A 14,730-nucleotide genomic window follows, 5' to 3' on the forward strand; every position below is an offset into this window, starting at 1 on the left:
GCCTGTCGCTCTCCTTGCAGGTGGTGGACCGCGACATGCCGAGTTTTTCCCTCGCAGTATTCGCGGCAGCCGCCGTGCTCGGCAGCGCGCAGCCCGCGCAAGAGCCCGTCCTCGTGGTCTGGGAGGCGCAGGCGGATCTGTCGTCCATGGCCGGCCTCGCCGGCGATGCGCGCGCGCTGTCGGCCTACCGGCACCTGCAGGCGGTGGCTTCAGCCCAGCGCGAGACCGCGGAACGGCTGGCGGCGGCACACGGTGGCCACGTGCTGCGCCACTACACCGTCCTCAACGCCAGCCTGATCCGCCTGCCCGCGGCCGCGCGTGCGGCCGTGCGGAGCGAGGCAGGCGTGGCTTTCCTGGTGCCGGAGCGCAGCTTCAAGATGCGACTGCCCGAGCCGACCGACATTGGAGACAACTCGGCGACGCAGCGCGCGGTGGAAGCCAGCCTCAGCCTGATCCGCGTGCCCGAAGTCTGGGCCCTGGGGCACGAAGGGCAGGGCATCACCGTGGCCGGCGCCGACACCGGCGTGCGCTGGAATCATGAGGCCCTGATCGACCAGTACCGCGGCAACAGCGGCGGCAGCGTCAGCCACGCCTACCACTGGCACGACGCCGTGCACGTCGCCGGCAGCAGCTGCGGCGCGAACAGCCCCGTACCCTGCGACGACCATTCGCACGGCAGCCATACCGTCGGCACCATGGTGGGCGCCGGCGGCGTCAACCAGATCGGCATCGCCCCGCAGGCGAAATGGATCGCCTGCCGCAACATGAATGCGGGCGATGGCTCGCCGGCGACCTATCTCGAGTGCATGGACTGGTTCCTGGCCCCGACCGACGCGGCCGGGCAGAACCCGCAGCCGCTGCTCGCCCCGCACGTGATCAACAACTCCTGGGGCTGTCCGCCCAGCGAAGGCTGCACCACGCAGCAGAGCGCACTGCTGGAAGCGGCGGTCAACAACCTGCGTGCCGCCGGCATCCTGTTTGTCGCAGCGGCCGGCAATTCCGGCTCCAGCTGCGGCTCGATCACCGATCCGCCGGCCTATTTCGCGGGCTCGCTGACCGTCGGCAACAGCCGGCTCGACGGCACCATCAACAACAGCAGCTCACGCGGCCCGATCACCATCGACGGCAGCGGACGCATGAAGCCCGACCTGAGCGCGCCGGGCACGACGATCCGTTCGGCTCTGAACAGCGGCGGCTACGGCAACATGACCGGCACCAGCATGGCGGCCCCGCATGTGGCCGGTGTCGCCGCCCTGGTGATGTCCGCCTTTCCGCAGTACCGGCGCAATCCCGAAGCGCTGGAGGTTCTGCTGACGCGCGCCGTGGTGCCGATGAGCCTCACCCAGACCTGCGGCGGGGTGGCGCCGACCACGTATCCGAACCCGGTCGCGGGTCACGGACGCATCGACGCGCTGCTGGCGATCCAGCTGGCCGCCGAGTCGGCTGGCCCGATGTTTGCCAACGGTTTCGAGCTGCAGGCGGTGCGCTGATCCTGCCTTGCGCTCATAGCCCCAGCGCGAACAGCAGCAGGCAGAGGATCAGCCCCAGGCCCGGCACGATCACGGTGAGTGCAGCCATCGGCCCGTAGGCCGCGCGATGGGTCTCGCCGCAGATGGCGCGGATGGTGGTGACCACGTAGCCGTTGTGCGGCAGCGAGTCGAGCACGCCCGAGGAGATGGCCACCGAGCGGTGCAGCTGCTCGGGGTTGACGCCCTGCCCGAGGAAGATCGGTGCGAGGATCGGCAGTGCGATCACCTGCCCACCCGAGGCCGAACCGGTGATGGCGGCGACGATGCTGACCGCCACCGCGGCGCTGACCAGCCCCCCGCCCGGCAAATGGGTCACCCAGTCGACGATCAGCAGGAAGGCCGGCGCGACCTTGGCGACGGCGCCGAAGCCGACCACCGCAGCGGTGTTGCCGATCGCGATCAGTGCGCCAGTGCTGCCCTCGGCGATCGCCTTGCCAGGGTCGCGTCGCGAGCTGAAGCACAGCGCATACACGCCGATGCAGCCGGCCAGCAGGGCGAGGATCAGGGCCGAAGTCTGCAGGCTGTCGTGGAAGACGAAGCTGACCACCAGCACCAGCGCCGGGCCCACCAGCGCCCGCCATACCGCGGGCAGGGCGATGTCCTGCGGCTGCGGATCGTTGGCGCGGGCTTCGAAGTGCTCGCCGCGCAGCTTGGCGCGCTTCAGCATCCACACCAGCCAGGCGTAGCCGGCTGCGGCCATGAAGATCGCGGTGACCAGGCTGGCCTGCCAGGCGGCCCACGGCGTGGTGCCGAGGTATTGGATGGGAATCCAGTTCTGGATCTCGGGCGAACCCGCCGAGGTCATGGTGAAAGTGACCGACCCGAAGGCCAGCGCGGCCGGAATGAAGCGCCGCGGCAGATCGGCTTCGCGGAACAGGGCCAGCGCCGTGGGGTAGACCGAGAACGCGACCACGAACAGGCTGACCCCGCCGTAGGTGAGGATCGCGCAGGCCACCACCACCGCCAGCGCCGCACGCTGCGCGCCGATGCCGGTGACGATCCAGCGCGCCACGCTGTCGGCGGCACCGGTGTCCTCCATCAGCTTTCCGAAGATCGAGCCGAGCAGGAACATGAAGAACCAGCTGGCGATGAAGCTGGTGAAGCCGCCCATGTAGGCGGTGATCACGTTGGCCTGGCCTTCGCCTGCCAGCGGCGGCAGCAGGGCGATGTCCGAAGTGATCGCCACCAGCAGCGCGCACAGCGGCGTGGCCACGAACAGGTTCATGCCGCGGATTGTCAGCAGCATCAGGAGCAGCAGGGCAGTGACGAGCCCGATCAGGCTGAGCATGGGCAAGCGCTTTCAGTCATCGACGGCGGCGAGTATTCGCAGGCCACGCCGCGCATCGTCACTGTACGAAGGTACAAGTGTCCGCTTCCGGGGCCGCACCTAGGCTTGCGCAGCATCGGCAGCCTGCGCCCGTCGCCCAGGCGCCGTGAAACCACGAACGTCCTGGAGGGGAATCCACATGATGCGCAAGCCGCTCAGCTTCATCATCGGTGCACTGCTGGCCGCACCGTACGCCGTCCAAGCGCAGCAGGCGCCGGCGCAGGGCGAGGAGGCGAAGCCGAACACGCTCGACGCCATCACCGTGTCGGCGCGCAAGCGCGAGGAATCCCTACAGGAAGTGCCGGTCGCGGTGACCGCGTTCACCGCCGACGGACTCGACAAGCTCAATGTCGAAGACATCGGCGACCTCGGTGCCTTCGTCCCCAACCTGACCGTCTACGCCGCGCGCGGCTCGTCCAGTACGCTCACTGCCTACATTCGCGCGGTCGGCCAGAGCGACCCGCTGTGGGGTGTCGATCCGGGTGTGGGCCTGTACCTGGACGACGTCTATGTGGCGCGTCCGCAGGGCGCGCTGCTGGATGTGTTCGACGTCGAGCGCATCGAGGTGCTGCGCGGGCCGCAGGGTTCGCTGTACGGCAAGAACACCATCGGCGGTGCGATCAAGTACGTGTCGTCGGCGCTGGAAGAGGATTTCTACGGCCGCGGCTCGATCACCTTCGGCAACTACAGCCAGCTCGACACCAAGGCCAGCGTCAACCTGCCGCTCGGCGGCGGCTGGGCAACGCGCCTCGCGGTGGCCTCGCTCTCGCGCGACGGCTACGGCGAGAACATCCGCACCGGCCAGGACGTGTCCGACAAGGAGATCCTCGCAGCGCGCGCCACCCTGGGCTACCTCGGTTCGCCGGACTTCAGCGCGAAGTTCTCGGTCGACTGGATGGACGACCAGAGCGGCGTGCGCGGCGCCAAGATGCTGGGCCCGAACACCAATGTGGTCATTCCCGTCGCCACCGTGCCGGCCCTCGACAGCCGCTACGACGTCCGCAACGGCATGCCGAACATCAACGACACCTCGATGCTCGGTGCCTCGGCGACGCTGAGCTGGAACCTTGGCGACGCCTGGGTGCTGAAGTCGGTGACCGCCTATCGCGAATCGGACACCGAGACCAATATCGACTTCGACACGCTCCCGAACACCATCGCCGACGTCAAGGCGTTCTATTCGGATGACCAGCTCTCGCAGGAGTTCCAGCTGAACTACGACGCCGGCGGCAAGGTCCGCGGCGTGGCCGGCCTGTACTGGTTCACCGGTTCGGCCGGTGGTCAGGTGCTGAACAATTTCTACGGCCTGTCCTTCGGCGACACCCAGGGCGTGGTCGATACCGACAGCGTGGCGGTCTACGGCGAGTTCACCTGGGACTTCGCCGAGCGCTGGGCGCTGACCCTGGGCGGCCGCTACACCGACGAGAAGAAGACTGCCGACGTGTACAACATCGGCTACACCGACGCGAGCTTCACCCGCCCCAGCGGCGTGGTGGCGGCCGACTTCGAGGACTCGGTGAGCTTCCAGAACTTCTCGCCCAAGGTCTCGCTGGACTTCAAGGTGAGCGAGGACATCCTGCTGTACGCCCTGGCCAGCCGCGGCTTCAAGTCCGGCGGCTTCAACATCCGCGCCCAGGCCACCGCGGTGCCGCGTTCGCGCCTGCCCTTCGACGACGAGACCGTCACCACCTTCGAGGTCGGCGCCAAGAACGCGTTCCTCGACGATCGCCTGTTCGTCAACCTCGCCTACTTCAACAGCGACTACAAGGACATCCAGCTGTCGGTGTTCACCGCCGTACCGAACAGCAATCCGCCGGTGTTCTTCGGCGACTTCACCAATGCCGGCAAGGGCTCGGTCGACGGCATCGAGCTGGAGTACCAGGCCCTGCTGTCGCCGAGCTTCACCCTGCAGGGCAACTTCGCCTGGCTGGACGCCGAGTACGACGAGTTCATCACCAACAACGTCAACGTTGCTGCGAACCAGAAGTTCACCAATGCGCCGGACTTCTCGGCGGCCATCACCGGCCTGCACACCCTGCAGCTCGATGGCGGCGGCAGCTTCACCACGCGCGTGAGCTACAGCTACCAGAGCGAGGTCTATCCGACCACCGACCTGTCCGAGGCGATCAAGCAGCCCGGCTATGGCCTCGTCTCGGCAGGCCTGATCTGGCAGACCGCTGGCGCCTGGCGTTTCGCGCTGGAAGGCGCCAACCTCGCCGACAAGGAGTACCGCACCACCGGCTACAACATCCCTGCGCTCGGCGTGCTCACCGGCTTCTACGGCGCGCCGCGCACCTACAGCCTGACGGCGACCTACGACTTCTGAGTCGAGGCCATCGCGCCACCGCGTCGGGCCCTGCGGCCGGCGCGGTGGCGGTCCCAGATCCCGCCGTTGGCTTGCCCGCGCCCTGTCTTCCGTCGCTACGATGCCTGCGCAAGCCTGGCCCACTTCCAGCGGCTCCCCCGCGTCCGGCCGGCGCCTCGCATGAGGCCCGGCCGATTTTTTTTCGCAAGGTATCGACCATGTCCGATGCGCGCATGCAGTGCTTGTCGTCCTTCACCGCCCTTGCTCTCGCGCTCGCACTGGCGGGCTGCGCAAGTCGCGCGGAGTCGCCGCCGCTGCCGACGCTGCAGCTGGATCGCGAGCGCGTGGCCGTGGTCGGCCTGTCTTCGGGCGCCTATATGGCGACCCAGGCGCATATTGCGCTGTCGGATCGCATCCATGGTGCCGCGCTGATCGCCGGTGGGCCCTACGGCTGTGCCGGCGGCGACCTCGGCCAGGCGCTGGGCGTGTGCATGAAAGCGGAGCCGGCGGCACCCGATGCCGCCGCGCTGGCCGCGCAGGTTCGCGCGCGCGCCGCCGACGGCAGCATCGCCGCGCTCGCGGGCCTTGAGGGTGATCGCGTGCTGGTGCTGCACGGCGCCAGTGACCTGAAGGTCGCGCCCGCGGTCGGCCAGGCGGCGGTGGATCTGTATCGCGCCCTGCAGGGCGATGCGCCGGACCTCGACGTCGCCGCCCAGCTGGACGGCACTTACGGTCATCTGCTGCCGCTGGCGGGCGAGGGCGATCAATGCGCGGATCCTCCGGCGCCATATGTGGGTCGCTGTGGATTCGATGCGCCGGGGCGGGTGTTTACGCAGTTGTTCGGCGCGGCACCGCGCGCGGCGGAGGCGGCCAGCGGGGCGCTGCTGCCGTTCAACCAGGCGGCGCTGGTGGGCGAGGGCTCGGATCCGATCCTCGCCGAGGTCGGCTACCTCTACGTGCCGCCGCAGTGCGAAAGCGAATCCTGCGGCCTGCTGCTGGCCTTCCACGGCTGCCTGCAGAACGCCGACAAGGTCGGCGAGGCCTTCGTCCGCGAAGGCGGCTTCAATCGCTGGGCCGATGCCTACGGCGTGGTCGTACTCTATCCGCAGACCCGCGCGAGCTTCGCGCCCTTGAATCCGAACGCATGCTGGGACTGGTGGGGCTACACCGGCGCCGACTACGACCTGCGCTCCGGCGCGCAGATCCAGTGGCTGGCGCGTGCTCTGGATGCCCTGGGCCTGGAGGCCGCGCGCTGAGCCTGGCGGTGCGGCTGCTCGTCCCGCTCGCGGGTGTCGCAGCGAGGGGGCGAATGCTTGGGCCAGGCGTGGGCGGTGATGCCGGGTCACAGCACTGGGCCCCCGCCTGCGCGGGGGCGACGAGGCATCCGGGTTGCAGCGGCGTATCGACGGTCGCGCCGGGGGCGGTAGGCGCATGAGCGTCGCCCTGCTGGTGGGCGCGGGCCTGGTCTGGCTGGGCCTGCTGTTCGGCGCGGCCCTGCTGGGCGAGCGCCGGCCCCAGCTGCTGCAGCGCCACTGGGGCCTGATCTACAGCCTCTCGCTGGCGGTCTACTGCACCAGCTGGACCTTCTACGGCACGGTCACCCAAGCCGCCCGTTCGGGCTGGTGGCTGCCGCCCACCTTCGTCGGCACGATCCTGCTTTATGTGTTCGGCATCGGCTTGCTGATGAAGCTGGTGAAGCTCGCGCAGGCGCATCGCGCGACCTCGCTGGCTGACTTCATCGCGACCCGGCTCGGCAAGAGCTCCTCACTGGCCGCGGTCATCACCCTGATTGCCGTGCTCGGCGTGCTGCCCTACATCGCCCTGCAGCTGAAGGCGGTGGCGATGAGCTTCGGCCTGTTGACCCGCGGCAACGCGGTGGACGCGCCGGCCTGGCAGGACAGCGCGCTCTACGTGGCCCTGGCCATGGCCCTGTTCGCGATCCTGTTCGGCGCGCGCAGCGCCAGCGCCACCGAGCACAACCGCGGCCTCGTGCTGGCGATGGCGGTGGAATCCCTGCTCAAGCTGGCGGCGATGCTGGCGCTCGGGGTCTACGTCTCGACGAACTTCGACATCAGCACGCCGCCCACGCCGGCCGCGGATGGCGCCAGCGGCTTCCCGGCGCTGATCGTGCTCGGGGTGCTGGCGATGTTCACCCTGCCGCACCAGTTCCACGTCGGCGTGGTCGAGTGCCGCGAGCAGACCCATCTGCGCAGTGCGCGCTGGCTGTTCCCGCTGTACATGCTGCTGATCGCCCTGCCGGTGCTGCCGATCGCCGCGGCCGGATCGGCGGTGCTGGCGCCGCTTGGCGTGCCTTCCGACCTGTACGTGCTGGCCCTGCCGCTGTCCGGCGGCGACAGCGGCTTTGCGCTACTGGCCTTCCTCGGCGGCCTGTCGGCGGCGACCGGCATGGTGATCCTGTCGACCCTGGCGCTCAGCCTGATGATCGGCAACCACTGGCTGGCGCCGCTGCTGCTGCGCGGCAGCTGGGGCGCGCGCGCCGGCCGCAACCTGCGCGGCAGCGTGCTGCTGCAGCGCCGGCTGATCATCCTCGCGGTCGTGCTGCTGGCCTGGATCTACAGCCGCGCCATCGCCGGGTCCGAGGCGCTGGCGGACATCGGCGCACTGAGCTTCTCGGCCCTGGCCACGCTGGCGCCGGCGCTCGGCTTCGCGATCTGGCGCCCGCAGACGCCGCCGCGCGCGGTGCTCTGGGGCCTCTTGGCCGGCTTCGCGCTGTGGTGCTGGGTGCTGCTGCTGCCGAGCCTGGTCGAGGGTTTCGGAGCCGCCAGCGTCTGGCTGCGCGAAGGGCCCTTCGGCATCGCCCTGCTGGCGCCGGACAGCGTGCTGGGGCTGGGCGAATGGAGCCGCACCGCGCGCGCGCTGGTGCTGAGCCTGCTTGGCGGCAGCGCGGTGACCTGGCTGCTGGCGCAGCGCGGCGAGTCGCGCGCGCAGTCGTCGATGCGCCCCACTGCCGGGCTGGATCGGCGCACCCTGGGCGAAGTCGCCGGGCGCTTTTTGTCGGAGGCGCGACTCGCCGCCCTGCTGCCGCTGGGCGAGGACGACAGCCGGGTCGACCTCGCGGCCGAGGCGCGCATCGAGTCGGAGCTCGCCACCGTGCTCGGGGCAGCTTCGGCACGCCTGCTGCTGGACGCCGCGCGGCGTGCCCACGGGCGCGACCTCGACACGGTTGCCGCCATCGTCGGCGAAGCCAGCGACGCCCTGCGCTTCAACCAGCGCCTGCTCGAGGCCGCGCTGGAAAACATGGCCCAGGGCATCAGCGTGGTCGATGCCGAATTGCGCCTGGTCGCCTGGAACGGCGTCTACCAGCGCCTGTTCGGCTTCTCCGACGCCGAGCTGCAGGTCGGCGTGCCGGTGGCGGAGCTGGTGCGCCACAACCTGCAGCGCGGTCTGGTGGGCGCAGTGGACATCGCGCGCGAGGTCGACAAGCGCATCGCCCACATGCGCGCCGGTACGCCCTATGTCACCGAGCGGCGCTTTCCCGATGGCCGCATCGTCGAGATCCGCGGCAACCCGATGCCGGGCGGCGGCTTCGTGGCGACGTTCACCGACGTCACCGATTTCCGTCGCGCGGAGGCCGCGCTGAAGCAGATCAACGAGACGCTGGAGCAGCGCGTCGCCGAGCGCACCGCCGAGTACCGCGCCGCGCGCGCCGAGGCCGAGCGCGCCAACCAGGCCAAGAGCCGCTTCCTGGCCGCGATCAGCCACGACCTCGCGCAGCCGCTGAACGCCGCGCACCTGTTCACCCATGCCCTGCAGCAGCGCAGCAGCGAACCGGTCCTGCGCGATTCGCTGGGCCAGATCGACGCGGCGCTGAGCTCAGCCGAGACCCTGCTGTCCGGCCTGCTCGATGTCTCGCGACTCGATGCGGGCGGGCTGGTGCCGAAGATCGAGGACTTCGCGCTCGACCCGCTGCTGCAGGGGCTCGCCTCCGAGTTCAGCCTGATGGCGCAGGACAAGGGCCTGCGCCTGCGCGCGGCGCGCACGCGCCTGTGGGTGCGTACCGATCCCAACCTGCTGCGCCGCGTGCTGCAGAATTTCCTGTCCAACGCGGTGCGCTATGCGCAGAGCGGCAGTGTGCTGCTGGGCGCGCGTCGACGCGGCGGGCACATCGAGATCGGCGTCTACGACCAGGGCCCGGGCATCGCGCCCGAGCACCAGCGGCTGATCTTCGAGGAGTTCCGCCGGCTGGATCGTGGCGGCCAGGGTCTCGGACTCGGGCTGTCGATCGCCGAGAGGATCGCGCGCCTGCTCGAGCTGCCGCTGAAGCTCAGCTCGCAGCCGCAGCGCGGCACCTGCTTCGCCGTCGTGGCGCTGCGTGCGCAGCCGCGCGCGGGTACGAGTGAGAGCCCGCCGCCTGCCGCCAGACCCAGCCTGCGCGCGCGCGTGCTGGTGGTCGACAACGATCCGGGCGTGCTCGCCGGCATGCAGGCTCTGCTCAGCGGCTGGGGCTGCGAAGTGCTGGCCTTGACGGACACTTCGAGCATCCGCGTGGCCCTGCTGTCGGCGCCGCCGGATCTGCTGCTGTTCGACTATCACCTCGATGGCGATTTGACCGGCATCGCCCTGCGCCGCCGTCTCGGCGAAGCCGCCGCGCTGATTCCCTGCGCGATCATCACCGCCGACCACAGCGAGGCGGTGCGGGCCGAGGTCGCCGAGGCCGGCTGCTGGCTGCTGCACAAGCCGCTCAAGCCGCTGGCCCTGCGCAGCCTGATGACGCGACTGCTCGCGAGCTGAAGGCACGCGATGTTGTCTGCGCGCTTCGATGGCCTGGTGTGCCACGCGAGCGGGAGTTCTGGCGATGAAGCGCCCAAGGCGCAGGAGTCTCACGCTTGGTGCGCCACAGGCGCACCTTATTCAATGGCCCTGTCTCGCCCGACTGCTGTGAAGGCGTCACCCGAGTTTGTAGGGTGCGCCTGTGGCGCACCGCCCGATGCCGTCGACTCCAAGGGCACGGGTGCCGAGCACGGGATGCGCAGCCCAATCCATGCTTTGAGCGTTCACGCCGTTGAGGCCCCCGGCACCAGCACTTAATCCGGACGCTTCAGCACCTGGCCGTCGCGCAGCACCCAGTCGACCCGCTTCAGCACGGTGACATCGGCCAGCGGATCGCCCTGGACCGCGATCAGGTCGGCCGCATGCCCCGGCGTGAGCGCGCCGACCGTGCCCGCAAGGCCAAGCAGATCGGCGGCATGCGTGGTGGCGGCTTCGATCGCCTGCATCGGCGTCAGGCCGTGCTTGACCAGCAGCTCGAATTCATCGGCATTGCGGCCGTGCAGGCTGACCCCGGCATCGGTGCCGAAGGCGATCTTGACGCCGGCCGGCACCGCACGCTCCAGCGCCTTGCCCGTGATGCCGATGCGCCAGTCGATCTTGCTGCGCACCTCGCCGGTGTAGGCATCGGGGTTGCTGGCGATGCGCTCCAGGTAGCCGTTCACCGTCGACAGGGTCGGCACGTAGTAGGCGCCGCTGTCGCGGAACAGCTTGAGGCTGGCGTCGTCCAGCAATGTTCCGTGCTCGATCGAATCCACGCCCAGGCGCAGGGCGAGGTTGATGCCGTCGGCGCCGTGCGCATGCACGGCGACCTTCTTGTCGTACATGCGCGCGGTCTCGACCACCGCGCGGGCCTCGTCCTCGAACATCTGCACGCCAAGGCCGGCACCGATGCGGCTGTTGACGCCGCCGGTGATGGTCATCTTGATCACGTCGGCGCCTTCCGAGATCTGCGTGCGCACCGCGCGCCGGCAGGCATCGACGCCGTCGCAGACATTGCCGTTGCGGTTCACCGCCGCGCGCAGGTCGCTGCGGAAGCCGAGCGTGGGATCGGCATGGCCCGAGGTCGCCGAGATGCTGCTGTTGGCGGTGAGGATGCGCGGGCCCTCGACCTTGCCGGCACGCACGGCATCGCGCAGCGCGCGGATCACGCCGTCGGAGTCACCGAGGTTGCGCACCGTGGTGAAGCCCGCCATCAGGGTCTTGCGCGCATTCATTTGCGCCTCGTAGGCGACATCGACCGGGTTCATCTGCACGCCGGCCAGCTGGCCGGCCACGCCGCCCTTGTCGGAGGACAGATGCACGTGGCTGTCGATCAGGCCCGGCAGCACGAAGTGCGCGCGCAGGTCCAGAACCTCGGCGGACTCGAGTCCGAAGGACGCAGCATCCAGATGCCCCTCGCGCACCTCGACCACGCGGCCATCGCGCACGTGCAGGGTGCTGGCCGCGCGCGGCGCCGTGCCCGGCGCGTCCAGCAGGCGCCCGGCCTGCACCAGCAGGTCGGCGGCGGAGGCGGGCAGGGCGAGGCAGAGCGAAAGTGCGGCGGCGAGCGGGGTGCGGATGGGCATGTGCATCTCCTGGAGGGCGGGCAGGGCGCTTGGCCCGCGATTCACGAGTGTAGGCGCGCCGCGGCGGCGGGCGATGTCCGTAAAGTCCTGATGTCTGGTTCTCTCCAACAAGCATTCCGCCCAGCGACAGACCGACGCGCGCGTCACCGCGAGACCTGGGCTTGCTACCCTCGCACCGAATCCCGAATCCCGAATCCCGAATCCCGAATCCTGAGGCTCCCCATGAAACGCGCCCAGTACGAAACCCGCGGCCCGGTGCCGCAGGATGTGATCCACGCCGTCGACTTCGAGCTGCCCGCACCTGCGCCCGGCGAGCTGCGCGTGCGCGTGGTGGCGGCGGCCATCAACCCCAGCGATGTGCTGACGCTGACCGGCGACTACGGCCAGCTGCCGCCGCTGCCGGCGATTGGCGGCAACGAGGGCGTGGGCCGCATCGAACTGATCGGCGAGGGCGTGCAGGGCTTCAGCGCGGGCCAGCTGGTGCTGCTGCCGGTCGGTTGCGGCAGCTGGAGCACGCATGTGCAGGCGCCGGCGGCGCAGTTCGTGCCGCTGCCCGAGGGTGCCGATGCGCGGCAGCTGGCGATGCTGGCGATCAATCCGCCGACCGCGCTGCTGATGCTGCGCCAGTTCGTCGACTTGCAGCCGGGCGAATGGGTGATCCAGAACGCCGCCAACTCGGCGGTCGGCGGCTACCTGATCGAGCTGGCCAAGCTGCGCGGCCTGAAGACCGTCAACGTGGTGCGCCGTGATTCGGCGCGTGAACAGATGGAGGCCAATCCCGGCGATGTGCTGCTGGTCGACGGCGATGACCTCGCCCAGCGCGTGGCCGAGGCCACCGGCAAGGCGAAGATCCGGCTCGGTATCGATGCGGTTGGCGGTATGGCCACCGAGCGCCTCGCGCGCTGCGTGGCCAGCGGCGGCACGGTGGTCAACTACGGAATGATGAGCGGTGAGCCCTGCCAGATCTCGGCCGCCTCGCTGGTGTTCCGCGACGTGCGCCTGGTCGGCTTCTGGCTGGCGCGCTGGTTCCGCAATGCCACTCGCGCCGAACAGGCCGAGGTCTATGGCGAGCTGACCCGGCTGATCGCCAAGGGCCAACTGCAGGCGCGGATCGCCGCGACCTTCCCGGTCAGCGAGATCCAGGAAGCCGTGGCCGAGGCGGCGCGCGGCGGCCGCAGCGGCAAGGTGCTGGTGGTGCCGGGGGCGGACGAGTAGCTCTGAAGCCGGGATTGGGGATTCGAGATTCGGGATTCGGCAGAGCGGCGATGCCGCGCGCGGGGCGTGCCGACGGCCAGGTTTCTTGGCTGAGCGAACGCAGCGGCGTTCCGGCCCGCGGCTCGTCCCCGGTCCAGCGCCTGTCATCCGCGCTTAACCTGCGCGTCACTCCGGCGACATGGCGGCGGCACAGGCTGGCGCCATGTCGATCGCCCGTCGTTTCTCGCTGGTCACCGAGACCTATCCGCCCGAGGTCAACGGCGTTGCCCTGACCGTGGCTGGGCTGGAGAACGGCCTGCGCGCCCTGGGCCATGCGGTCGAGGTGATCCGGCCGCGTCAGGCAGACGGCCCCGCGCGCGGCGATGAGCTGCTGACGGCGGGCGCGGCGCTGCCGCGCTATCCGGGCCTGCGCTTCGGCCTGCCGGCGGGGCGTCGACTGCTGTCGCGCTGGCAGGCGCAGCGACCCGATGCCATCTACGTGGCCACCGAGGGTCCGCTCGGCTGGTCGGCGGTGAAGGCGGCCAACCGGCTGGGGATTCCGGTTGCCACCGGCTTTCACACCCGCTTCGACGACTATGCCGGCCGCTATGGCGTCGGCTTTCTGCGGCCCTGGGTGTTCGCCTGGATGCGGCGCTTCCACAACAGTGCGCAGGCGACCCTCGTACCGACTCTGGAGCTGCAGGCCTTCCTGCGTGAGCATGGCTTCGCCCGGCCCTGCCTGCTGCGGCGCGCGGTGGATACCGCGCTGTTCCACCCGCAGCGACGTGCGGAAGCGGTGCGCGCGGCGCTGGGCCTCTCGCCCGACCAGCTCGCCCTGATCCACGTGGGCCGCATCGCGCCGGAAAAGAATCTCGGTCTCGCGGTGCGCGCCTTCCGTGCCCTGCAGCAGCAGCGCCCGGACGCGCGCTTCGTGTTCGTCGGCGACGGCCCGGCGCGCGCCGAGCTGACTGCGGCCAACCCCGACTTCCTGTTCACCGGCGTGCTGCGCGGCGAGAGCCTGGCCGCGCACTTCGCCAGCGCCGACCTGTTCGTTTTCCCCAGCCTGTCCGAGACCTTCGGCAACGTGACGCTCGAAGCCATGGCCAGCGGCGTCGCCACCGTGGCCTATGACTACGGCGCAGCGCGCGAACATCTGCGCGATGGCGAACACGGCGCGGCGCCGCCCTGTGGTGACGAGCTGCGCTTCGTCGATGCGGTGTGCGCGCTGGGAATCGACGATGCGCGCCGCGTGGCCTGCGGGCAGCGCGCGCGCGCCGCAGTGGCGCATCTCAGCCCGGCCAGCGTTGCCGCCAGCTTTGCTTTGCTGTTGACCGATCTGGCCGAAAGGAGAGCTGCATGAGTTCGCGCCTTGTCCGCGGCGAAGCCGCGTTCTGCCTCGCCGCCAACCGCTGGGGCCACCGCTCGCTGGTGCGGACCTACTTCTCGACCGTCAGTCGTCTCGGTGACGGCGTGTTCTGGTACGCGCTGATGGGCCTGATCGTGGTGTTCGACGGCTATGACGGCCTCGCGGCTTCGGCCCACATGGCCGCTACTGGAGCCGCGGCGCTGTTGCTCTACCGTGTGCTCAAGCGCTGGACCAAGCGTCCGCGCCCCTTCGCCTCGGACCGCCGCATCCGCCCGCTGGTGCACCCGCTGGACGAGTTCAGCTTCCCCTCGGGCCATACCCTGCACGCGGTGGCCTTCAGTCTGGTGGCACTCGCCCACTACCCGCAGCTGGCCGCCCTGCTGATCCCGTTCACCGCCAGCGTCGGCGCCTCGCGCGTGGTTCTGGGTCTGCACTATCCAAGCGACGTCCTGGCCGCCACCGGCATCGCCTGCGGCATCGGCGGGGTCGCGCTGTGGGCGGGGGGGATGGGGTGGCCGTTGGCTTGAGAGCTGGGATTGGGGATTCGGGATTCGGGATTCGACCGTAGGTTGTGGCGCCTTGCCGGGCATAGGACTGAGGTCGCGACACCCGTCCGGTCAAGTCTCGAAGCGCGCGGCGCGACCTGCGCGCTC

At 69.9% G+C, this 14,730-nt stretch carries 9 protein-coding genes; 7 read left to right on the forward strand and 2 right to left on the reverse strand.

The window, feature by feature from the left end:
• The first annotated feature begins 35 nt into the window (after positions 1-35).
• Complete coding sequence (locus tag Q0654_RS21415; protein ID WP_298857237.1) at positions 36-1,490, forward strand: S8 family serine peptidase; 1,455 nt, start codon at positions 36-38, stop codon at positions 1,488-1,490.
• Positions 1,491-1,503: 13 nt separating this feature from the next.
• Here the strand turns inward: Q0654_RS21415 and Q0654_RS21420 are convergent, their stop codons facing one another.
• A complete protein-coding gene (locus Q0654_RS21420; RefSeq protein WP_298857238.1) occupies positions 1,504-2,817 on the reverse strand; it encodes a hypothetical protein in 1,314 nt (437 codons plus the stop codon).
• A 178-nt stretch (positions 2,818-2,995) separates the two neighbouring features.
• Here Q0654_RS21420 and Q0654_RS21425 point away from each other — a divergent pair, with 178 nt between their 5' ends.
• From Q0654_RS21425 to Q0654_RS21435, 3 genes are all read left to right on the forward strand, one after another.
• On the forward strand, positions 2,996-5,182 hold the full coding sequence (locus Q0654_RS21425; protein WP_298857240.1) for a TonB-dependent receptor: 2,187 nt from the start codon (positions 2,996-2,998) through the stop codon (positions 5,180-5,182).
• 197 nt (positions 5,183-5,379) lie between these two features.
• Positions 5,380-6,417 carry a PHB depolymerase family esterase gene (locus Q0654_RS21430; protein ID WP_298857242.1) on the forward strand — a complete coding sequence of 346 codons (1,038 nt, stop codon included), beginning with the start codon at positions 5,380-5,382 and terminating at the stop codon, positions 6,415-6,417.
• Between the two features lie 175 nt (positions 6,418-6,592).
• A complete protein-coding gene (locus Q0654_RS21435) occupies positions 6,593-9,913 on the forward strand; it encodes a PAS-domain containing protein (protein ID WP_298857244.1) in 3,321 nt (1,106 codons plus the stop codon).
• 293 nt (positions 9,914-10,206) lie between these two features.
• Here the strand turns inward: Q0654_RS21435 and Q0654_RS21440 are convergent, their stop codons facing one another.
• A complete protein-coding gene (locus Q0654_RS21440) occupies positions 10,207-11,517 on the reverse strand; it encodes an amidohydrolase family protein (protein ID WP_298857246.1) in 1,311 nt (436 codons plus the stop codon).
• A gap of 222 nt (positions 11,518-11,739) precedes the next feature.
• On the opposite strand from Q0654_RS21440, the gene Q0654_RS21445 reads away from it, so the two are divergent.
• From Q0654_RS21445 to Q0654_RS21455, 3 genes are all read left to right on the forward strand, one after another.
• Positions 11,740-12,732, forward strand: coding sequence for a zinc-dependent alcohol dehydrogenase family protein (locus tag Q0654_RS21445; protein ID WP_298857248.1), 993 nt, complete (start codon positions 11,740-11,742; stop codon positions 12,730-12,732).
• A 202-nt stretch (positions 12,733-12,934) separates the two neighbouring features.
• Positions 12,935-14,071, forward strand: a complete 1,137-nt coding sequence (locus Q0654_RS21450) for a glycosyltransferase family 1 protein (protein WP_298857250.1) — start codon at positions 12,935-12,937, stop codon at positions 14,069-14,071.
• Positions 14,068-14,604: a phosphatase PAP2 family protein gene (locus Q0654_RS21455; protein ID WP_298857252.1), complete on the forward strand. Its 537-nt coding sequence runs from the start codon at positions 14,068-14,070 to the stop codon at positions 14,602-14,604. The genes Q0654_RS21450 and Q0654_RS21455 overlap by 4 nt, the downstream gene beginning before the upstream one ends.
• Positions 14,605-14,730: the final 126 nt, after the last annotated feature.

It is taken from the genome of uncultured Aquimonas sp. (genome assembly GCF_937888285.1).
In the GTDB taxonomy this organism is placed as follows: Bacteria; Pseudomonadota; Gammaproteobacteria; order Xanthomonadales; family Xanthomonadaceae; genus Aquimonas.

Coding starts and splice junctions, on each gene's coding strand:
- Q0654_RS21450 (WP_298857250.1), top strand. CDS start 12,935: ATGTCGATCGCCCGTCGTTTCTCGCTGGTCACCGAGACCTATCCGCCC.
- Q0654_RS21430 (WP_298857242.1), top strand. CDS start 5,380: ATGTCCGATGCGCGCATGCAGTGCTTGTCGTCCTTCACCGCCCTTGCT.
- Q0654_RS21425 (WP_298857240.1), top strand. CDS start 2,996: ATGATGCGCAAGCCGCTCAGCTTCATCATCGGTGCACTGCTGGCCGCA.
- Q0654_RS21435 (WP_298857244.1), top strand. CDS start 6,593: ATGAGCGTCGCCCTGCTGGTGGGCGCGGGCCTGGTCTGGCTGGGCCTG.
- Q0654_RS21445 (WP_298857248.1), top strand. CDS start 11,740: ATGAAACGCGCCCAGTACGAAACCCGCGGCCCGGTGCCGCAGGATGTG.
- Q0654_RS21455 (WP_298857252.1), top strand. CDS start 14,068: ATGAGTTCGCGCCTTGTCCGCGGCGAAGCCGCGTTCTGCCTCGCCGCC.
- Q0654_RS21440 (WP_298857246.1), bottom strand. CDS start 11,517: ATGCCCATCCGCACCCCGCTCGCCGCCGCACTTTCGCTCTGCCTCGCC.
- Q0654_RS21415 (WP_298857237.1), top strand. CDS start 36: ATGCCGAGTTTTTCCCTCGCAGTATTCGCGGCAGCCGCCGTGCTCGGC.
- Q0654_RS21420 (WP_298857238.1), bottom strand. CDS start 2,817: ATGCTCAGCCTGATCGGGCTCGTCACTGCCCTGCTGCTCCTGATGCTG.